Origin of the sequence: Parasphingopyxis sp., assembly GCF_052168295.1 — a bacterium.
Taxonomy (GTDB): domain Bacteria; phylum Pseudomonadota; class Alphaproteobacteria; order Sphingomonadales; family Sphingomonadaceae; genus Parasphingopyxis.
In genome coordinates this window covers 13,969-34,950 of record NZ_JBQLZN010000077.1, presented here as the reverse complement: position 1 = coordinate 34,950, position 20,982 = coordinate 13,969, and the positions used below count along the sequence as shown (strand labels likewise).

Sequence of the window (20,982 nt, the reverse complement as noted above, 5' to 3'; positions counted from 1 at the left end):
CTTGCCCTTCAAAAAGTCAGAGCACTTGAAAAGGAGCGTAGCGATTGCTTGGCCTGATCCAGATCCCGCTTAAGTTCCGGTCCTGGCAAGTTTGCCTGATCTTGCTGATCGCGCTGCTTTCAAGCCCTGTTGTCGCCCAAAGCGGCAGCGCGGCTAATCCGAGAAACGAGTTGGCCCGTCTTGACGAAGAAGGTGCCACCTTGCTTTTCGAGGGCCGGATCTCCGAAGCGACGGATGTTTTTGAAGAGCGGCATCAGCTGCTCATCGAAACTTTTGGGGCGCAAGACCCCCGCATATTGCCATCCGCCTCAATCCTTGGCTTTTTCAAGTTACAGATCAACGAGTTGTCCGATGCCGAGCGCTATGCGCTTTTCGCCGCAGATGGCTATGACCGCGCCGGCAATCCAAGCTCTCTCTCGATCGCGTTGCGCGTGCTCGCCAATGTTTATTTGCGTCAAGGGCGCACCGGTTTGGCGCGGCAATATCTTGAAAGAGCCAATGGGGTTTTGATCGAATCAGGTTCGGCGGACGCAATCGATCTCGCCCAGATCCGGATAGACCAGGCAATGGTCCAGTTCAGGGAGGGGAATTTCGCTCAGGCTGCGGAGAGTTTCGGGGCGCTTGTCGACGAGATTTCCATCGACGAAGACGGCCGCAACGTGACGCTGGTCTTCGCTCTCCATGTGGGACTTGGCAGGTCGCACCGCTACGCCGGAAATTTCGCTGAAGCCGAACAGGCGTATTTGCGAGCCATCGAGATAGTCGAGTCTCGTATTAACCAGATTGAGCAGAACAACCCCCAAGTCTTGCGGCAGATACCGCGTTTTCGGCAATTGATGGAATCGAGCAGATCGACCGGCATTTGCCTATTGGGCAATCTGTATCTGGAGAGCGGCGACTTTGGCCAGGCCTCGCAACGCTTGAACCAGTGTATCGACTTTGCGCGGATGAACGAAACATCGGCTTTCGGTGAGCTTTATCTCGGCACAGCGGATTTGCTGCGGCTGCATCTGATCGAGGAAGCGGAGCCGGACGCCATTGCGGAAACAGCGTCTGCCTATCGGCAGACGCTGGACGACCGGAAACTCGCGCAGATCGCCAATCAGGAGATATTCAATCGCGCACTTGGCTTTGCTCTCTACGCCGACGCCGCATGGGCGATTGACCGGGAGTCATATAGCGAAGGCGCCTTTCGCGCGCTCCAGCAATCGGTCATCGGGCCGGCAACCGATTCGATCGCAGAAATGGCTGCGCGGCGCGCGGCCCGCGAAACCTCTTCCAGACTAGGCGAACTGGCACAGCAGCGAACCGAGCTCGTCAACGAGATCAGGGCAGTTTCCGGTCAGCAAAGCACCAGCTTTATCGGTTCAGCCGGACCTCTGGCACAGAACCGCCAGCAATTGGCGCAAATTCTGGCTCGTGCGGAAACGGAGCTGGCTCAAATCGACGCATTGTTGGAAGCCGAATTCCCGGACTATTTCGCGTTGATCAGCCCTCAGGCTCTGCCGGTCGCGCAAACGCAGTCCCTGTTGCGGCCAGGTGAGGCGGTCTTACTCGTAGTACCCTCCGAGTTCGGCACCCATGTGATGGCGATCACGGACGGCACATTCGGCTGGCACCAGTCGGAGTGGACGATCGAGGAAATCGACGATGCGGTGAGGGAGTTACGGTGGGATCTGGGCGCCTATGTAGCGGCGAGCGAACAGGAAATCGCCGCGTGGGACGCAGACAATGTCGACGGGGGCCGTTACGGTTTCGCGCGACAAACGGCCTATCAGCTTTATCGCCAACTCATCGAGCCTGTGGAGTCGGGTCTGGCGCAGACCACGCGGCTCTACATTGTAGCAGGCGGTCCACTGGCAACATTGCCTTTCTCGGTTCTCGTCACCGAAGATCCGCAAGGTGAGGATAATGATCCCTCAGCATTGCGTGAAACAGCCTGGCTCGCAGACCGCTATGCGCTGGCAACAGTACCGTCGATCCAGTCGCTTCAGCTATTGCGCCGGGTCGGCAGCGGCCAGCCAAATTCCGAAGTGCAGGATTTCGCCGGTTTCGGTGACCCATTGCTCGAAGGGGTGGCCCGCGAACGCGGATTTCGCAGCGCGCAAGACGGTCGGCTCGCAAATGATGTTTTGGGTTGGGAACAGAGCTCTACGCGATCCCGCATGGCCGATGTGTCTGCCTTGCGCCGACTTTCCCGCTTGCCCGGTACTGCAACGGAACTCGAGAACATCCGGCGCGTCTTGGGAGCCAACGAAAACAGCGTGCGGCTCGGCGCGTCTGCGACTGAAACTGCGGTTCGCTCCGCCGATTTGAGTGACGCAAGAGTCGTGGCTTTTGCGACTCACGGCTTGATGCCGGAGGAACTCGATTCACTTACAGAACCGGGGCTGGTTCTAACGCCGCCGGACGAGGCAAGCGAAACCGACGACGGTTATCTTTCGGCTTCCGAAGTCGCATCGCTGCTGCTTGATGCCGATTGGGTGATCTTGTCGGCATGCAACACGGCGACGAGCGATGATGGGGCTGGATTGTCGAGCTTGGCGCGATCGTTCTTCTACGCGGGCGCCCGAAATCTCTTGGCGTCGCACTGGCCAGTCAACGACGCTGTCGCCGCGCGATTGACGGTCCGCATATTCGAATTGCTTCGTGATGAGCCTGGCCTTGGGCGGTCAGAGGCGTTCCAACGCGCCATGCGTGAGATCCGCATGGACGAGAGCCGGGACATGACCCGCGCAAGCCTGGCACATCCAGCATTTTGGGCGCCCTTCGTGCTGATCGGAGCCGGTTCATAGGCTCAGGCTCAATCGCTCTGAACGGCCGCCAGTTCGGCCGGCGTTACGATGCCATTGCCGTTGCGGTCCGCCCGGTCGAAGGCGCGGTCATAGGCGCCGAAGCGGCGGACGGTGCTGGCCCGGCCCAGCCCATCCTCAGCATTGGCGTCGATAAAGGCGCGAAATTCGCTGCGGCTCAACCGGCGGTCATTGTTGGCGTCGGCCTGGCGGAAATTCGCCTGTGCCGCTTCCCGTTCGGCATCGCTTTGCGCCATTGCGGCGCCGGGTATCAAAGCCGCTATCATTGCGCCAATCAGAATAGTCACCTTCATCGTCTCTACTCCTCGGACGCCCGATATCTGAGCGGCAGCGTTTTTAGCCCGCCGACAAAGGTCGAGTTGGCGCGCTTGGGTTCGCCGGCCAGTTCCACCGATTCAAGCCGGTCGAGCAGTTCCTCGAACAATATCCGCATTTCGAGCCGCGCAAGATGGAGGCCCAAGCACTGATGCGCGCCGGACCCGAAGGCGAGATGGCGGTTGGGCGAACGCGCGGCGTCGAACTTGCGGGGCTCGTCGAACTGCGCCGGATCGTGATTGGCGGCGACATAGTTGATCATCAGCCAGTCACCCTTCTTGATCTTCTGCCCGCCGACCTCGGTGTCCTCAGCGGCAGTACGCATGAAATGCTGAACCGGCGAAGTCCAACGGATCGCCTCCTCGACGATCCCGGGCAACAGGCTGCGGTCCGCCTTCACCTTCGCGAACTGTTCGGGGTCCTGCGCCAGCGCCAGCATCGCGCCGGCGGTCGAGGCCGAGGTCGTATCGTGCCCGGCCGAAGCGACGATGATGTAATAGCCCGCCATATCGCGATCGTTGAGCGGCTCGCCATCCACCGTTGCGTTGGCGATCACGCTCGCGACATCGTCGGTCGGATTGGCGCGCCGGTCGGCGGCGAGCTTGGCGAAATAATCCTCGAACTGTTTGACCGCGCCGGCGACGATCTGGGTGATCTGTTCGGGCGTCATATCTTTCATGCCGCTCCCCGAAAGATCTTCATCCTGGCCGCCGAACATCTGCTGTGTCAGGAACAGCATTTTCGGCTCATCCTCTTCCGGCACGCCGAGGATCTGCATGACGACGTGGAGCGGATAGGGCGCGGAGACGAGCGTGACGAAGTCCCCCTCGGGACCGTTTTCCACGAGCCGGTCGACCGTACGCTTGGCCAGCGCGCGGATCTCGTCCTCGAGCTTTTTGAGGTTCTTCGGCATGAACCAGTCCTGTGTCAGGCGGCGATATTTGGGGTGGATCGGCGCATCGAAGACGACGAGCGAATCGACGAGCATCTTGCTGCCGGTGACCTTGAGCGAGAACTCGATCGCCTCGCGCGTGCTCAGAACCACCGGCCGCGGATTGTTGAGGAAGGTCGCATTGTCCTTGCTGATCCGCATGACATCTTCGTAGCGCGTGACCAGCCAGAAAGGATCGAACGCGCTGTCCTCGGCGGTGATCAGGCCGACCGGCATATTCTCGCGCAGCCAGTCGAACGTATCGAGAAGGCCGTCCCACTCGGCATAGGATTCCGGTGCGATCACCTGCATCGCCATTTCCGGTGGCAATGTCGGTCGCTCATCGGCGTGCGCTGAAGCCATCGTCACTCTCCTCTGTCGCTTGCTGGCTCGCGGCCATGATCCGCGCGAAACACGGGATGGAAATCGATGCTGCCCGCCGGTTCGGCATCGCCGAGCGGTAGCATCTGAAAATAGTTCTTCGGCTGATCCTCGGGCGCGCGGTCGGGCCGAAGGCGAAAACCGAAGCGGCTGTAATAGGCCGGGTCGCCGACCAATATGCATCCCGCCGCGCCGCGCGCGCGCAGCCTGTCGAGACCCGTTCCGATCAGCCGGCTGCCGATGCCGCGTTTTTGTAGGTCCGGATCGGCGGAGACCGGACCGAGCGCATACCAGCCCGGCGATCCGTCGGCGGGAAAGGCCGGCGAAAAGGCCACATGGCCGACAATCGCGCCCGCCTGTTCGGCCACCAGCGACACGCTCAGCGCACTCGCATCGCGCAGCGCGTCTAGCAGATACTGTTCGTCGCCGTCCGAATAGGGCATCGGCGCGAAGGCGCGGCGCGTCAGCTCGTGTATGGCGTCCCGATCGTCCGGTCGTTCCGGCCGGATCTCGCAATCGACAGATGCCGATAGAGTTCCGGTGTCCGAGGCGCTCACGCCGACGCCTTCGCCTCTTCCCAATATTCGTCGCGCAGCAGCCGCTTGTAGAGCTTGCCCGTCGGATGGCGCGGCAGTTCCTCGCGGAAATCGACCTGGCGGGGCACCTTCACGCCCGAAAGGTGATGGCGCATCCAGCCGATCAGCTCGTCGCCGAACTCCGGCGTCGCATCGGCCATGTCGAGCGGCTGGACGATGGCGACGACGCGCTCGCCCATATCCTCGTCCGGCGCGCCGATCACGGCGGCATCGGCGATCTTGTCATGCGTCACGAGCAGATTCTCGATCTCCTGCGGATAGATGTTCACGCCGCCGGAGATGATCATGAAGCTCTTGCGATCGGTAAGGTAGAGAAAGCCGTCTTCATCGACCCAGCCGATATCGCCCAGCGTCGTCCAGCCATGCTTGTTCGTCGCATCGGCCGTCTTTTCCTTGTCGTTATGATATTCGAACGACGAGCCGCCCTCGAAATAGACGGTGCCCTCGGTGCGCGGCGGCACTTCGTCGCCATTTTCGTCGCAGATGCGGATCGTGCCGAGCAGCGCCGTGCCGACCGAGCCCTTGTGGGTCAGCCAGTTTTCCGAATCGATGAAGGTGAAACCGTTCCCCTCGCTCCCGGCATAATATTCCTTGAGCACAGGGCCCCACCACTCGATCATCTGTTCCTTGATCGGGATCGGGCAGGGTGCGGCGGCATGGACCGCACATTTCAGCGACGAGACATCGTATTTCGCGCGCACCTCTTCCGGCAGCTTCAGCATCCGCACGAAATGGGTCGGCACCCATTGGCTGACATCGACCTTGTACTTCTCGATCAGCGCCAGCGAATGTTCGGGATCGAACTTCTCCATGACGATGACGGTCCCGCCCATCTTGTGGACCGTCAGGCACCAGCGCAGCGGCGCCGCATGATAAAGCGGCGCGGGCGACAGATAGATGCTCTCCGGCGTGAAGCCGAAGGCCCCGCTCGCGAGCATGATCAGCGCATTGCCCTGGTCGATACGCGGATCTTCGGGGAGTGGCAGCTTGATGCCCTTGGGGCGGCCGGTCGTGCCGGAGCTGTACAGCATGTCGACGCCCGCGCGTTCGTCTTCCACCGGCGTTTCCTTCAGATCCGCTACGGCCTCGTCGAGATTGGCGTAGCCGGGGCGCGCCGCATCGACCGTGAACCGTTCGAGCGGCGGCCCGAAATCGGCGAGCTCGTTCAGATGATCGCCCAGATAGTCGGACGTGAACAGCGCCTTCGCGCCGCTGTCTTCCAGGATATAGGCGATCTCCGGCGCGGTCAGCCGGCAGGAGATCGGCACGAAGATATGGCCGGCGCGAAACGCGGCCCAGGCGATGTCGAAAAAACGCGCGCGATTGTCCATGCACACGGCGATCGGATCGCCATGGCCGAGCCCGAGCGAGCGAAAGAGATGGGCGATCTGGTTCGATCTTTTGTCGAGCTCCGCATAGGTGACCGTTTCCCCGGTCGACCCCATGATGACCGCCGGTTTATCGGGGTTGGACTGGGCATGGATGTAGGGATGCATAGGGGGCCTCTCCGATTCTGCTTTCCCAAAGGGTTACGCGAACGGAAAGCGGAAATCGAGAGGGCCGTGGCGTCTTTCAACGCTCCCTAGAAGAAGGCGAAGCGCAGTCCGGCCCAGAATGTCTGCGGTGTGGCCCGTTCGATGAATCCGGTGCCCGATATCCCGGCCTCGACCCGCGCATCGAAGATATTCTCCGCGCGCAGCTCGATCTTCAACGGGCCGTATAGCGGGATCAGCGCCCGCGCGCCGACCGTCAATGCGTCGTCGAGCCTGCGCAGGTTGAGATCGTCTTCGAACCGACTACCGACATAGCGCAGCGTGATCGCCGCCTCGCCGCCCATCGGGCGGATATAGGCGAGCGTCGCGGCCGCATTATGCCGGGCGACCTGCGGCGGCCGCAGCCCGTCCAATGGCGCGGACACGCCCGACGCATCCACCGACGCATCGGTAAAGGCGTAGGACAGCGCGACGCTCCATTCGGCGAATTGCGCGCGCGCATCCAGTTCGATACCGGCCGCTTCGATGGCGTCGAGATTCTGCCGTTGCCGCGCCAGACCGCCGCCGGGCACGAAACCGATACCGGGGAAGAAGCCGGGGCCCTGCCCGACCGTGACGTTTGCGATTCCATCTTCGAGGCGGTTGTAGAATACCGTGCCGCTCAGCTGCAGGAACGACGCCGGCGTATAATCCGCACCGATCTCCACACCGTCCAGGCTTTCGGGGCGCAGCAAGGCGTTGGCGCCGGTCACGTCGCTGCCGACGCGGAAGGGGCGGAACAGTTCGTTGAGCGTCGGTAGACGCCAGCCGGTATAGGCGGCCGTGCGGATCGTGACCGGGTTGTCAGGCTGCCAGGCGATGCCCGCCCGGCCCGTCACACGCCAGTCCGCGCGATCCGCGAACAGCGTCTGATCGTTGAGTGGGCCGCCGATATCGCCCTGACGGAAGAAGCCGTTCTCGATCCACCAGCGATCGATGCGGCCGCTGCCGGTCAGCGTCAGGCCGGGCGCGGCGCGCGCCGTCACTTCCGCGAAACCGCCGATGGTGCGCGTGACACCGCCCGCCTCGCGCTGGCGGGTCGGCGCGCCGCCCACAAAGAAGAAACGTTCGCGTGTGCGCCCTTCGGTTTCGCGATAGTCGCCGCCGAGCCGCAGCTCGACCGCATCGCCAGGCAGCGCCGGCCGGATCTCGAACCGACCGCCGAAGCCGGTGGACGGCACACTGAACTGATCGAGCACCTGATCGGCGGTCGTGCGCGCCGCATCGACACGGGCGAAGCTGCTGCGAAAGCCGCGATCCTGATAATAGAATAGCGCCTCCCACTGCCAGCTTCCCCGGCCGACGAGCCGGACGCTGCCGTCGAGCCCGCGCGTCCGGTTGCCACTGAACGGAAAGCCGCGATTGCGTTCGTCGTGGAAAAAGCGGCCGGTGACCTGGATCTCGGTATTGCCGATGGGCGCCGCATAGCGGATCGCGCCGCCATATTGTTCATAAGCCGCGGGCTCGTCGATCGGGCCCTGCTGCCCCGAGACTATCGGAATGAAGCCGTCGCCTTCCGCATAATGACCGGAAACGTCGATCAGCGTGTTTTCGCTCGGCGGCAGCATGACGCCGAAGCCCATCTCCATCGCATCGCGGCTGCCATACGACAGGCTCGCACGCGCCGGCTGGAAATTCTCGGTCGACAGGCTCTCCATCTCGATCGTACCGGCGAGGGCACCTGGCCCGAAGACGCCGCTGCCGCCGCCGCGCGACACGCGAATACGGCCGATATTGTCGGTGTCGAAGGCGGGCCAGCTGATCCAGCCGCCGAACGGATCGCTCTGCGGCACGCCGTCGAGGATCAGCAGCGCCCGGCTCGACGCATTGCCGCCCAGCCCGCGTAGCGTCGCGCCTTGGCTCGTCGGATTGGCCGAGCGCGAGTCCGATGCGCGGAAAAGCTGAAAACCGGCAATCTGGCCGAGGATGTTTTCAAGCCGGCCGCTCGGCTCGCGCGCGAGATCCTCAGCGTCGATCGTGACGATATTATAGGCGACTTCGCCGACCGGATCGTCGAGCCCGGCGGCGGTCACGATAATGGGATCGGATTGCGCGATCGCCGGCGATGCGGCGGTAGCAAGCAAAAGGGCAGGTAGAGAACGCATAAGGGTCACTCGAACACGGGCGGATCGCGTGGGCCTAGCCTATTTTGTCGGGATGCGCAGCCTGAAAGGCATCAAGCGCATTCGCCTTGGCGTCATAGGCGACGAGGGTCGGATAATCGTCGAGCGCGATATCGAACCGCCGCGCATTGTACATTTGCGGCACGAGGCAGAGATCGGCGAGGCCGGGCAGGCCGCCGGAGAGATACTCTCCGCCATGACGGATGGCGAGCTGTTCGAGCGCTTCGAAGCCTTCCGTAACCCAGTGTGCGTACCATTGCGCGCGCTCTTCCTCGTCATGTCCGAGCACATCGGTGACGTAATTCAGGACGCGCAGATTGTTGAGCGGGTGGATATCGCTGGCCACCACCTGCGCCATCGAACGCACATGCGCGGCCGCGACCGGATCGGCCGGCGCCAGCGGCGGGTCCGGATAGACGCCGTTCAGATAATTGACGATGCTCAGCGACTGGGTGAGCTGCGCACCATCGATCTCGAGCAGCGGCACAAGCCCCTGCGGGTTGCGGGCGCGATATTCGTCGCTCCTCTGACTGCCATCGAGCAGATTGACATCCACGCGCTCATAATCGAGCCCCTTGAGATTGAGCGCGATGCGCACCCGGTAGCTCGCCGAGGAACGGTAATAATCGTAGAGGCGGATCATGAGGCGCGCCGCACGGTCTTGCGCGCGGCCAGCTCCGCACGGATCTCATCGCCATGCTCGTCGAGCCGCGGCGCGTAACCGAGTTCGGCGTCCGGCCGCGCGCCGAAGCGGACCGGCGGCTGCATCTCGATAAAACCGCCCTCGCTCGGATGCTCGCGGCGTTTGAAGAAACCGGTCGCCTTCAGATGCGGGTCGTCGAAGATGTCGGCGACATCGCGGCACGGCATGCACGGGATGCGCACCTCGTTGAGGAGCCGCGTCCATTCCGCGCTCGTCTTGGCGGGCGTAAGCTCGGCGATCCGCCTGAAAATGTCCGGCTGATTACGGAACCGGCCGAGCGGCGTGTCATAGGGTTCCTTCTCGACGAATTCGGGATCGCCCAACACGGTGAGCAGCTTGCCCCAATCGGCATCGGTATAGGGCACGATCGCGACATGGCCGTCCGCGGTCGGGAAAGGCTGGCGCGTCGGTTCAGCCTGGCGCTTGTAGACGATGCTCTCGACCGGCGGATCGAAGGTCGCGCCGTAAAGATGCTCTTCCAAAGAAAAATGCGTGAAGCTTTCGAACATCGGCACTTCGACGAACTGCCCCTCGCCCGTGCGCAATTTGTGGATGACCGCCGTCAGCGTCGCATAGGCCGCGTGAAGCCCCGACACCTTGTCGGCAATCGCGGCGGGAACGAAACGCGGCGCGGGATTGTCGTCCGCCCGCGGCAGCATCGAGGTCATCCCGCTCGCCGCCTGGATCACGTCGTCATAGGCCTGGAGCGGCGCATAGGGACCATCCGAGCCGAAGCCGGTGCAATGAACATAGGCGATATCGGGCGCGAATTCGCGGACCGCGTCATAACCGAAGCCGAGCTTTTCGATCGCGTGCGCGCGGACGTTATGGATGAAAACGTCGGCCGTCGTGAGGAGATCGCGCATGACCGCCCGGTCGTCTTCATCCTTGAGATCGAGAACGATCGAGCGCTTGCCGCGATTGAGGGTCATGTGACAGGCGCCCATGCCGCGATTGTTGGCGGGCTTGCCGGCCGAACGAAACTGGTCGCCGGTCGGCGATTCCACCTTGATCACATCGGCGCCGCAATCGGCCAGTGTCTGCGTCGCATAGGGCCCGAAGATGACGCTCGTCATATCGACAACGCGTATCCCTTCGAGCAGCTTCGGATCGTTCATGGGCAGCTCCTTTGCCGCGTGCATATCCGACGAGAAGGCAATTCGCCATGGGCTATCCGCGCGACGAAGAAGCACGCCCGATCCGGAAAGCCGTACAGATATTAAGTATTCATTATCTATTTGTGGTAGCGGAATATTAATAATGACTAATAGTCCGTAATCAAATCACAGATATTTCAAATAAAATCGCGAAGTATTGGAACTTTCCGTGTATATGTGTGTTTGTCGTGCGAGATTAAGTCAAAAGGGGATATCGGATGCAGGTCGATACAGGTTTGACGGAATTCACGACGATTTCGCTTTCTGAGAAACCACCGCAGTCGATCGATCGGCGATCCGGGCAGCGCTATATGAGCGTATTGCAGGCCGGGAAGCTTGTGACCGATACGATGCAGGAGCTGTGCCTGATCCGCAATATCTCGTCCCGCGGCGTGATGACCGAGGTTTTCGCCCCCATCGAAACGGATACCCGCGTCCAGATCGAATTCAAGGCGGGCGCGCTGGCGAGCGGCACCGTCCGCTGGGTGCAGGACGGCCGGGCCGGGATCGAGTTCGACGAAGTCATCGATGTACACGAAGTACTCGCTCCCCATAACGGCCGCATGGCACCCCGCGCCCCGCGGCTGAATATCGACGGGATGGCGAAAGTACGCATCGGCGACGCGTATGAACGGCTGCAAGTTTTGGATATCTCGCAAGGCGGGATCAAGGTGCAGTGCGGCCGATACATGGAGCCGGGCCTCGATGCGGTCGTCGAGATCGAAGGGTTGCCCGTCCGCGCAAGCGTGATCCGCTGGGTCGGTAACAAATATGCCGGCATATCGTTTAACCGCATCATGCCGCTCGACCAGGTCGCCTTCTGGGCCGCGCAGCAGAGCGGTCATATCAACGACGCCGGCATTCCGGGAAACGCCGTCGCCGCCCGCCACTAGCGATCGGCCTCTGGACGCTCAGCCCGATCGGGGCATTGCGGTATCCGGCCAGACCGTTTCCGGATCGCCGGCAGACCAGGGCTGATATTTTCCCATCACCGATTTGAACAGCGCCGACCCTATGTGCCGGTCAAGCCAGGCGCGCAGCGCCAACCATGGCTCCCCGTCGAACCAGTCCCTGTCCGTCGCCGCGAACTGGCGGACGAACGGAAAGATCGCGATGTCGGCGAAGGACCGGTCGCCGCGCACCAGATTGCCCTGATTTTCGAGCCGCGCGTCGAGCGCTGCGAGGATAGCGGAAGCCGCAGTCCGATGCTCGATCGGATCCGTATCGTAGCGGGTGGCATATTTATAGCGGTCGAGATGATGTTTGAACGGCCCGTCATTCGCCGCGATCAACGCATCCGTCGTCTCGGCATCCGGTTCCAACCAGTCTTCGGGATCGCCGACGCCGAGCGCCCAGCGCATAACGTCGAGGCTTTCGTCGATCACCGTCCCGTCCGGCAACACGAGCACCGGTACGGTGGCCTTGGGCGAAGCGGCGATCATCGCGTCCGGTTTGTCGCGCAAAAGCACTTCGCGCAGGACGCAGCTCTGGCCGGCGATCGCCAGTGCCATCCGCGCACGCATCGCATAGGGGCAGCGCCGGAAACTGTAGAGGATCGGACGGTCAGTCATGGCCGGGCAGTTCCGCGCCGACATGCGGCTCGCCGCGCGCCGCGGCGAGTTCGCTCTGGCGCTGGCGCTCCGCATAGCCGCGCCGCTGTTCGTCGGAGCGTTCGGCATAGCAGGCCGGGCAGCTGATCCCCTCGACATGGAGCGGCGACGCACGATCGGCTTCGCTCACCGGCATGCGGCATGCGCGGCACAGAATGTGCGTCCCGCGCTCCAGCTCGTGCGTTACGGTCACCCGCTCGTCGAAAACGAAACATTCGCCCTGCCAGCGGCTGTGCTCGCGCGCGACGGTTTCCAGATATTTGAGGATGCCGCCCTTGAGATGATAGACCGCGTCGATCCCTTCGGCCTTCAGCAGCGCCGTGGCCTTTTCGCAGCGTATCCCGCCCGTGCAGAACATCGCGACTTTCGGATTACCCCTGCCCGCCAGGAGGGCGTCGCGATTCTCGCGGAACCAGGCGGGAAAGTCGCGAAAGCTCGCCGTGCGGGGATCGACGGCGTTCTCGAACGTGCCGGCCGCCACTTCATAATCGTTCCGCGTGTCGATGAGGATCGTATCGGGATCGGCGATCAGCGCATTCCAGTCTTCGGGCGCGACATAGTCGCCGACATTGCCCACCGGATCGATATCCGGTTCGCCCATGGTCACGATCTCGCGCTTCAGCCGGACTTTCGTCCTGTAAAAGGGCATCTCTGCCGCGCTGGAATATTTAACCTCGATGTCCGCGCAGCCGGGCAGCGCGCGGATATGGTCGATCACCGCCTTGATACCATCCGGCGGTCCGGCGATCGTGCCGTTGACGCCTTCGGGCGCGAGGAGGATCGTGCCTTTGACGCCGCATGCGCGGCATCGCGCCAGCAGGCTTTCGCGCAGGGCTTCACGGTCCTCCAGCGGTGTAAAGCGGTAGAGGGCGGCGACGCGGATCGGATCGGCGGACTCTGTCACGCCGGCATCAACAGCTGCATCGGACGAAAGACGCAAGTGTTTTTCGGCGCGACGATTTCCGCCACGCCCCAAGAGATCAGGCCGTGGCGAGCATCGCGTTGACTTCGTCTTTCAGCTCGAGCCGCCGCTTGCGCAATTCGGTCGTGCGCGCATCCGTAGCGGGTTCGACCTCGCTCTCGATCCGGTGAATCTCGCGATTGACGGTATGATATTCCTCGGCGAGCTTGGCGAAGCGCGCATTCGACATTTTCAGCTCGTGCAGCCTGTCGACATGCTCCGGAAATTCTTCGGCCAGTTCATGGGGCGTGTGCGACATGTATCGTCTCTCCTGCAAATTGAGGGCCTCGGCCCGGTGAGTCGGCATCACCTTAAGGCGCGCGCCGAACGCCGATTTGATCTCGCGCAAAATCGGCGCGGCGTTATAGCGGCTCCATCAGATAGCAAAGGCAATCCTGCCGGATCACGGTCCGGTCGCGCGTAACCATCGCCGGGGTCACGGGCCGGGTCAGCCGGATCGCATCGCCGTCGCGCACGAAGAATTGCGCAGTAATGTCGCCGCCATGTTCGTCGACAACCTGCAACGGCGAGACCGGGCCTCGCACTGTCGCCCACTGCGTGCCCTGTTGGAGGTCTACGAAATTGAGCGTCTCGAGATCAGGCCGCAAACTCAACGGTGCCGTGTTGTCGCCGAAGGCGAAATCGGATCCGGGATCGATCCGCACCGCCCCCACCGTGCGGTAGAGCCGCATGGCATCGTCTGGCGGCGGCGTGGTCGGAAAACTGTCGAGACGCATCGTCCGCTCCACCAGATCGACGGCGCGCGCGATGCCCGCCGCGTCTCCGCTGCGGCCGCATTCGACCGTGATGGCCGGGCAGAAACTCGAAAAGGCGATCGACTGGGTCGTCGCCGGATTGCGGTAATAGACGCCGATATCGGCGAACATCGCGGCGAGATGGAGATCGGCGGGCCGCAGCGCATTTACGCAGCCATAATGCGGATTGGCGCCGCTGTTGTTGTGGATATCGATGCTCGCGAACGGGCGCCGTGCCCGCGCGAGATCGGCAACTTCGTGCACGAGCCGGTGATAGGCGGTATTCCCCTGGGCCCAGATCCGGTTGAAATCGGGCTGGCCGGGAAGATAGCGGACGCCCGCCGCCATCGCCTCGACATTGCCGACGAAGATCATGAGGCTGCGGGGCAGCGGGCGGTCGCCATAGCGCTCGGCAAGCGCGCGCAATATGTAGAAGCTCGTGGTCTCGTTACCGTGCAACAGCGTGGTCAAGCAGAGCGGCGCGCTGCGTTCGCCGGGCAGCGTGATGAGTGTCGGGTTTGGAAATACGCTCCGGACGTCGCGCGGCTCGGCGTCCACAAGGCCGCCGGGAAGATAGTCGATCCGATCGAGTTTCGGAGGTGCGGCAGCAACGCTCAGATCGGCCATGAATGCACCGGTTCTCCATCTGCCTGCAGGTCCGCATAGCGTTCGGTCAGCGCCTGGAAGTTGCGGCCATTGGCACGGTAGTAGCGCCGCTGCCATTCCGCCCCGGTCTGACCCGATGCGATCCGCTCGGTAAGGACGCCATCGAAATAGTGATCGAGACACGTCGCATCCAGTCCCTCTTCCGCGAGCGCCGCCTTGGCGGCCGGCACCAGCATGTCGAGCAGCAGCGCGCGGATATCGGTGGCGCGTCCGGCCCAGCGCACCCGCGCCGCCAGGCCATTTTTGGCACAGGCGTAGAAATTGGCGCGTGCGTCCTCGAACGGCGTCTCGCTTTCCGGCGCCGTCTCCGCACGCCCCAGGGCAAGCGCGAGTCCGTAATAGAGCGCCAGATTAGCCACCATGTCCGTGACCGTCGGCCCGGACGGCATCACTCGCTGTTCGATGCGCAGATGCGGATTGCCCTCGCCGTCGAAACCGATGATCGGCCGGTTCCAGCGCCAGATCGTGCCGTTCTGCAGCCGTACATGCGGGAGATCCCCCTTATCCTCGCGCAACATCGGCAGGAGCACCGGATAGCTGAGATTTTCAAGGAACAGTTCGAGCAGCGAATGGCGGAGATACCCGGTTCCCAGCGTCACCCGCAGCACGTCTCTGCCTTCGCGATCGGGGAAACCATGCACCCGCGTCGATTGCTCGAAGGCCGGTATGCGCGTCTCTGCCCATAGCGAATTGCCGTAGAGGAAGGGAGAGTTAGCGCTGGCCGCCACGAGCGGTGCCGAGGCGAGCACTGAAGCGTTGTAGAAGCGCGCGGCATCGTCCTGGTTCACCTTCAGATGCGCCTGGAGCGATGTGCACGACGCCTCGAGCATGATGTGATCGCATTTGTAATCGAGTTCGTCCTCGCCCTTGATGCAAATATGCAGCGGCTCGGACTCGCGCGCCTTGAGCAGCGCATTGTTGAGCGCCGCATAGCGATTGGCGCTCGCCATCCAGGCCGGCTGGAGCATCTCGTCGCGCACCGTCGGCAGCATGCCCGTGGTCAGCGGCCGAAGCCTGAGCGTATCGCCGGCGCGCCTGCAGCGGTTCCAGAGCGTCTCGATCTCGCGATAGGTGGCATCGAGACAGTCGCCGGCGAGCGGCTGCGGATCGGCATTCAATTCGAAGTTGAACTTGGAGAGTTCGGGCACGACGCGTTCGTCGTTCGCGGTCGCGATGAACTCGTCGGCGTGCGGCGCGGGCAGGCAGTTTTCGTCGACCAGCCAGGCCTCGATCTCGAGCCCGATCGTAAAGCGGTCGGACTCGTCGAACCGGCGGTCGTCGAACCAGTTTTTGAGAGTTTTGGTCTCGTCGCGCAGGCGCGCGCGAAAGGCGTCGTAATCGGCTGCGTCGAAAACGGTCTTCCCGATATCTTCGCCCATGCGGATCCTCCATCCCGGTCGCGTGCGGATCGTATGCGTGTCATTGCTGCCCGCTTTCCTATGCTGTCGACATAACATTGGAAAGTCGCGCCATTTTGATCGGCATCAAACGACAAAAAGCCCGGCTGCGCGCAGCCGGGCTTTTGATGCATGGTACCATGGTCTTGTTGGTTGCGGGGGTTGGATTTGAACCAACGACCTTCAGGTTATGAGACCGAATAGCCTAAGGCTAAGTTATTGAATCAATTTAATAAAATGATTGTTTTGCGAGGTGTGTGTAACAGAATGTGTAAGTATTTGCGTTTGTTTTAGGCGCAAACTCGTTTCCACAACGACAACCTGTATCTGATATTAACACAGATAGCTCATCACACAAATCAATTCTCAACAGGCCGGTGCGATACTGGTCGTGTCTAGCCGCTCCCAACGTGACCGGCATGTCGTTGAAACGCGAACGGCGATCTAGAATAGAGCCAACTGGTGCTGACCCGTCCAGCCGGTTTCCTTAGCGGATTCGTCCAGCCATTTGCGAACGAAGGCCTCGACACCCCCTTGCTTCTCCACATTTGGTCGGGCGATAAAGTGCGAGCGATAGCCGGTATCGGTGATCGGCAAGGGTCGATCATCACACCTGACCTCGATGTGCGCCATATCGAAGCCGTAGGCCTCCTTATGAGACGCTGACCAGCTAGGGCAGTAGGAGATGGACAGGGCAATGCCCTGCCAGATGATCTCAATAGGGTCTTGGTATATGCCGGGCATAGTTAGCACCCCGCGAACACGTGAAGGTTTCCGCCCAGGCGAAGGCTAAAGATGTCGCCGTTGATCTCGGCGTCCCGCGCCATCGCCTCATAATCAATGTAGTGAATGAGTGACGGCGGAATTTCGACAGTGCTTTCGGTGATCTCCGCCACGTAGTCAGAAAGACAATCGAAGCATCCGAGATATTGATCGGTCATTGCTGTGCGCGCTTCGTCCAGTTCAGCGCCAAGATGATCGGCGACCGCACTGCCAAGCTCGCCATGATCTTTGAGGAAGGTCGCAATTTCCGCGATGGTTTCAGCGGTCATGTATTCCCTGATCTTGAACGCTCCAAAATCCTCATAGTCGTGGATTGCCCATTCCTCGGCGTCGCTGATCGGCGACTCCGCCAGCATGTCCTGAATGTCGGCGATGATCGCCTCGGCTTTTTGGTCGGCGTTGATCCATTTACCGTGCAGATAGCCGGAATTGTATGCGGCCAGACAGGCCACATAGATATATGGTCTAAGTTGGTTTTCGGTTGGTTTTTCCATTCTGTTCTCCTTTGGGGTCGGGTTGACAGCAGCTGCTGCAACCCTGCCCTTCGGCGAGAATGGGGGGTGCAAAACGCAAGGGAGGGGGATCACCCAAGCTGCACGGAGCGCGAGCGAAGGAAGGTTGGGGAAACCCTTGCGGTGCGCCAGGGGGCAAAGCCCCCAAGCATAGAGATGTCAAAAGCCGTGCATCGCAGATGCACGCCACCCAGAAGCGTTAGCGATCGTCACCGGATGGCCGAGACCGCAGGGCTCGGTGAGCGAAGCGAATAGAGCGCGGGCCGAAGGCAACGCCCAAAGAATGGGGCTATAGAAACTTAGGAGCGACGCCGGCTTCATATTTGGGTGCTTTCTCCAACTTCTTCTGGCGCTCGCGCGCCGCTTGGAAAAATTCGTTCAATTGTTGCAAGTCGCCTTCCATCACATCTGTGTCGGGCAGCTCAGCGGGCAAATCTTCTGCACGATCATGACCGGAATAATGTGAGCACCGACGCATACCTTCGAATATTTTCGGATAGTCGGCATTCGGATCAATGCAGGCGGTTTCGAGGCGCATGGTCATGACTTCGGGACGAAAGCGTTGCACCACGCCATTCAGTAAAACGTCTTCGACGATCCGCTCCCACGTCTCACGCATCCGCGTGTAAAGGCCGATCACAACTGGGCGATTGTTTTGATCGTTAGGATCGTAGCCGTCATTCTTGATTTGGCTCAGTTCTGTAGCGAGGTCGCTCAATCGTTCGGGCACTTTTTTTACATGCCACGGCTTTTGGGTCTCATCGATGATGCCAAACTGGTCTTCGCCCATGCTGCACATCCACTCTGTGTGACGTGCCACCTGAACACCGCGGACCTCGGACATCATCATGTAGTGAAACAGGATGTTGTGCGTGAACACGATAACCTGTCGTCCCTTCTGGGCTTCTTCTGCTAGTCGCTTTGCGACGGCCTCCATTCGAGTATGATCAAGTGAAGACACGGGATCATCCACAATGATGCTATGCATAGTCTCGGTCTCGTTTAACTCGGCTAGGAAACAGGCAAGCGCCAATGCGCGCTGTTCGCCCTCGCTCAGAATGTCACTGTTGTTCGCGACACGTTGTCGGGCCGACAACTCGATTTCAATGATGCTGTCGGTGCCCTCGCCCCGGTCCGAGAGGTCTATTGGTATGTGAGTCAGTTTCAGTTTCTTAAGTTCGTCTCGCAAAGCAGTGCGCAGGGAAGGTGTTAGAATTTCTCGACGTCGAGTCGTGATACGGCGCGTAATCAATCCCCAAGCGCACTCTTTGCGGCAGGTCTTGACGCGACAGCGTTCTGCCAAGCGATGCCGCCGCTCAATGACAACATCGATCTCTTGGCTAAGCAGTTTCTGATCGGAGAGCTCTGCCAATCGTATTTTGAGTGCGGCAAGAGCATCCTCATCGCGATCTGCCTCTTCGAGAGTTTCGATCTCGGTCTCTAGGCGGCTGATTTCTGCGTCAATTAGTGCAATTGGCGTATCGCCGAGCGGGCTCAGTGCGGGAAGTGCGTCCCAATCGTCTCCGCGCAGCGCGTTCTTGACCGTTTCCAAACGTGTGTTGAGGTGTTCAACGAACGCAATGATTTTTGGGGCGTGGGCTGGGGCGGGATCAGCAAGCGCTGAATACCCTGCGAGCAAGGCTTCGACCTCTTCTTTGGACATAGCCCCTGTGTCGAGAATGTTTCCCTTATGGTCGAGAAAGTCATTATGGGCGGCTTCGCTCTCTTCGGCCGCTCGACCAACAATAAATTCATCAAACGCACTCAAGCGCGTTGAGGCTTCATCGGATAGTTCCTGCTGGCAAAGAACGCACCGGTCGCCTGTGGCGAGCTGCGGTGGATCTTTGCCGTCGTAGACAGTAGCGGCAAACTCTCGTGCGTATGACAGCATTTGACGCCAGGTATCCGAACCAAGGTCCGAGATAGGCTGTTGCTCGAACAGCTCCTTGGCCGTTTCCTCGACAGCCTTGCTCTTTGCCTCAGCGTTGGATTTTTTTCCAATCAACTCGGCAATGGCATTATCGCCTACGACTATGAGCCCTTTTTCTATGTCGCGCCTGACAACCTCCAGAGCGCGCTTGGCCTCCTTGCGCAGACGCGCTTGCTCCTTTGGGTCGCCTTCTAGTTGTGCGGCAACCCGCTCAAGCTCGGCTTGCTTTTCGTCGTTCCAATCGGCGAGCGCGCGAAGATCATCTTCATTCGGTATTTGTTGGAGCGCAGTGTCGGGTGTTAGCTTAGCGACAGCCGCATGAACGGTTGTTCCCTCTGTATAGGCAGAGGGCAGTGGCACAGCGATTATTCTATCCAGCACCGCCTCGCGCTGCTGAAACTCCACATCGAGCGCCCGGCATGTCAGCCCCAGCTTGTTCATGACATCGAGTTCAAACGGCAAAAATTCAATCTTCCGCTCTTTGTCCACATAAACGCGGGCAGACGCAGTATCGAACACAGAGATACGCAAGAGAGGCTCGGGCGGAGCGTCACCGTTCACCCAATCTACATCGGTCTTTTCATCCGGGTCATCCCCGAGCGCATAAGCAAATGCTACTTCGGGGGGATTGGGGTTCGCGTCCGCAAATACATTCCCCCGTAGGTCAACGGGGCTGTGAGAGCGACAGAGTTGCTTTGCGATGCGGCAATATCCGCTTTTTCCGCTGGCATTTGCGCCGTAAACTAGGGTCACGCCGTTTACAGCAAATTGCAAAGGCGGCTGATCATCGGCAAGACGATCAACGTGACGAACTGGACCAAGCGAAGTGAGCGCGGTTTTTAGATCTTCCCCATCAGCCGTGCCGACCAAATGTGCAGCCTCAAGTGGCATCGGCTCAACTACGGCTTCGACTGGCAGTCCGGCGGCATGTTCGATCAGGGATTTCAGTTGAGTGAGGTCATCATCTGAGATTTCTCCGGCGATCGCTACTCGGCGCAAGGCATCTTGTTGCCAATCAGAGCGCGTTTTGGACCAATCTAATAATTCTTCATAAGCCATATGCCTCTCCTGCCCTCCGACTAAGAGCCAATTGACGAAGTATTCAAGTTAGTTGCGGGAGAATTGGTTGCGGGAAGCGGATTTGAACCGCTGACCTCAAGGTTATGAGCCTTGCGAGCTACCAGACTGCTCCATCCCGCGCCAAGAAACCTTAATTTTAAGAATAACTTAGTATCAGTCAAGCGATTCGCCAGATTAGCGCTGGGGTTCGTCTCCGCGCCCTTGACTGGGCGGGGTTTGGAAACGCGATTGCTTTTGTTGCTCACTCGCAGCCTTCAATTGAGTCCTGCGATCATCGATGCTCTTGCGATCATTGGCCGGATTGAAAAAGCGGCTTTGAGCGGGATGCTGATCTTTCGATTTCGACGGTTGGGCTTGGCCTGAACGAGCGGGGGCATTCTCCGCTTTCACAAAGCGGCTGACCTGATTTTGCCGTTCCGCCCCTTTCAATCGTTCGGCTGACGTTTTCAACGCGGCGCGCGTTCGCTCCATATCTGCACGGTCACGATCAATAAATTTCGATTGCCGACCCGATGTCTGTTCCGGCTTCTGCTCGGAAGATGCGCCCTGCTCCTGCTGGGCACTCAGCTTCGCTTTGATAGCGGCAACATTCTGTGATGTGCCAGGCGGCACGGGAGGCGGACGCATCCCCGGTAAGGGTGGCGGTCGAAGCACATAGGCTGGTTTTTGATTCTTGTCCCAGCCGCCGCGCCCCGAATTGCCGTCATCGCTCTGAGCCATTTGCAGAATCTTTCAAA

At 60.7% G+C, this 20,982-nt stretch carries 18 protein-coding genes and 1 tRNA gene; 2 read left to right on the top strand and 17 right to left on the bottom strand.

Going from position 1 to position 20,982, the window contains the following annotated elements:
- The first annotated feature begins 44 nt into the window (after nt 1–44).
- Nucleotides 45–2,795, top strand: a complete 2,751-nt coding sequence (locus ACTS1Z_RS12160) for a CHAT domain-containing protein (RefSeq protein WP_442624735.1) — start codon at nt 45–47, stop codon at nt 2,793–2,795.
- An 8-nt stretch (nt 2,796–2,803) separates the two neighbouring features.
- Here the strand turns inward: ACTS1Z_RS12160 and ACTS1Z_RS12155 are convergent, their stop codons facing one another.
- The 7 genes from ACTS1Z_RS12155 to ACTS1Z_RS12125 form a co-directional block, all read right to left on the bottom strand.
- The gene (locus tag ACTS1Z_RS12155) at nt 2,804–3,106 is read right to left on the bottom strand and encodes a hypothetical protein (protein WP_442624734.1); all 303 of its coding nucleotides are present in this window, start codon (nt 3,104–3,106) and stop codon (nt 2,804–2,806) included.
- A 5-nt stretch (nt 3,107–3,111) separates the two neighbouring features.
- On the bottom strand, nt 3,112–4,422 hold the full coding sequence (locus ACTS1Z_RS12150) for a cytochrome P450 (RefSeq protein WP_442624733.1): 1,311 nt from the start codon (nt 4,420–4,422) through the stop codon (nt 3,112–3,114).
- Between the two features lie 2 nt (nt 4,423–4,424).
- Nucleotides 4,425–4,997, bottom strand: a complete 573-nt coding sequence (locus ACTS1Z_RS12145) for a GNAT family N-acetyltransferase (RefSeq protein WP_442624732.1) — start codon at nt 4,995–4,997, stop codon at nt 4,425–4,427.
- Nucleotides 4,994–6,532 carry an acyl-CoA synthetase gene (locus ACTS1Z_RS12140; RefSeq protein WP_442624731.1) on the bottom strand — a complete coding sequence of 513 codons (1,539 nt, stop codon included), beginning with the start codon at nt 6,530–6,532 and terminating at the stop codon, nt 4,994–4,996. Before ACTS1Z_RS12140 ends, ACTS1Z_RS12145 begins: the two co-directional genes overlap by 4 nt.
- An 86-nt stretch (nt 6,533–6,618) precedes the next feature.
- A complete protein-coding gene (locus ACTS1Z_RS12135; protein ID WP_442624730.1) occupies nt 6,619–8,673 on the bottom strand; it encodes a TonB-dependent receptor in 2,055 nt (684 codons plus the stop codon).
- Between the two features lie 34 nt (nt 8,674–8,707).
- On the bottom strand, nt 8,708–9,334 hold the full coding sequence (gene maiA, locus ACTS1Z_RS12130) for a maleylacetoacetate isomerase (RefSeq protein WP_442624729.1): 627 nt from the start codon (nt 9,332–9,334) through the stop codon (nt 8,708–8,710).
- On the bottom strand, nt 9,331–10,512 hold the full coding sequence (locus ACTS1Z_RS12125) for a CaiB/BaiF CoA transferase family protein (RefSeq protein ID WP_442624728.1): 1,182 nt from the start codon (nt 10,510–10,512) through the stop codon (nt 9,331–9,333). Before ACTS1Z_RS12125 ends, maiA begins: the two co-directional genes overlap by 4 nt.
- A gap of 257 nt (nt 10,513–10,769) precedes the next feature.
- On the opposite strand from ACTS1Z_RS12125, the gene ACTS1Z_RS12120 reads away from it, so the two are divergent.
- The gene (locus tag ACTS1Z_RS12120) at nt 10,770–11,444 is read left to right on the top strand and encodes a PilZ domain-containing protein (protein WP_442624727.1); all 675 of its coding nucleotides are present in this window, start codon (nt 10,770–10,772) and stop codon (nt 11,442–11,444) included.
- Nucleotides 11,445–11,462: 18 nt separating this feature from the next.
- Here the strand turns inward: ACTS1Z_RS12120 and ACTS1Z_RS12115 are convergent, their stop codons facing one another.
- From ACTS1Z_RS12115 to ACTS1Z_RS12070, 10 genes are all read right to left on the bottom strand, one after another.
- Complete coding sequence (locus ACTS1Z_RS12115; protein ID WP_442624726.1) at nt 11,463–12,122, bottom strand: glutathione S-transferase; 660 nt, start codon at nt 12,120–12,122, stop codon at nt 11,463–11,465.
- Nucleotides 12,115–13,065 carry an oxygen-dependent tRNA uridine(34) hydroxylase TrhO gene (trhO, locus tag ACTS1Z_RS12110; RefSeq protein ID WP_442624725.1) on the bottom strand — a complete coding sequence of 317 codons (951 nt, stop codon included), beginning with the start codon at nt 13,063–13,065 and terminating at the stop codon, nt 12,115–12,117. The genes ACTS1Z_RS12115 and trhO overlap by 8 nt, the downstream gene beginning before the upstream one ends.
- Before the next feature lie 76 nt (nt 13,066–13,141).
- A complete protein-coding gene (locus ACTS1Z_RS12105) occupies nt 13,142–13,381 on the bottom strand; it encodes a YdcH family protein (RefSeq protein WP_442624724.1) in 240 nt (79 codons plus the stop codon).
- 103 nt (nt 13,382–13,484) lie between these two features.
- Nucleotides 13,485–14,504: a M14 family metallopeptidase gene (locus ACTS1Z_RS12100; RefSeq protein WP_442624723.1), complete on the bottom strand. Its 1,020-nt coding sequence runs from the start codon at nt 14,502–14,504 to the stop codon at nt 13,485–13,487.
- A complete protein-coding gene (locus ACTS1Z_RS12095; protein WP_442624722.1) occupies nt 14,492–15,922 on the bottom strand; it encodes a hypothetical protein in 1,431 nt (476 codons plus the stop codon). The genes ACTS1Z_RS12100 and ACTS1Z_RS12095 overlap by 13 nt, the downstream gene beginning before the upstream one ends.
- 462 nt (nt 15,923–16,384) lie before the next feature.
- A complete protein-coding gene (locus ACTS1Z_RS12090) occupies nt 16,385–16,684 on the bottom strand; it encodes a hypothetical protein (protein ID WP_442624721.1) in 300 nt (99 codons plus the stop codon).
- Nucleotides 16,685–16,686: 2 nt separating this feature from the next.
- Complete coding sequence (locus ACTS1Z_RS12085) at nt 16,687–17,217, bottom strand: antirestriction protein ArdA (protein ID WP_442624720.1); 531 nt, start codon at nt 17,215–17,217, stop codon at nt 16,687–16,689.
- A gap of 307 nt (nt 17,218–17,524) precedes the next feature.
- A complete protein-coding gene (locus tag ACTS1Z_RS12080) occupies nt 17,525–20,224 on the bottom strand; it encodes an AAA family ATPase (RefSeq protein WP_442624719.1) in 2,700 nt (899 codons plus the stop codon).
- Nucleotides 20,225–20,288: 64 nt separating this feature from the next.
- Nucleotides 20,289–20,365, bottom strand: a tRNA-Met gene (locus tag ACTS1Z_RS12075).
- A gap of 54 nt (nt 20,366–20,419) precedes the next feature.
- On the bottom strand, nt 20,420–20,965 hold the full coding sequence (locus ACTS1Z_RS12070) for a hypothetical protein (RefSeq protein ID WP_442624718.1): 546 nt from the start codon (nt 20,963–20,965) through the stop codon (nt 20,420–20,422).
- Nucleotides 20,966–20,982: the final 17 nt, after the last annotated feature.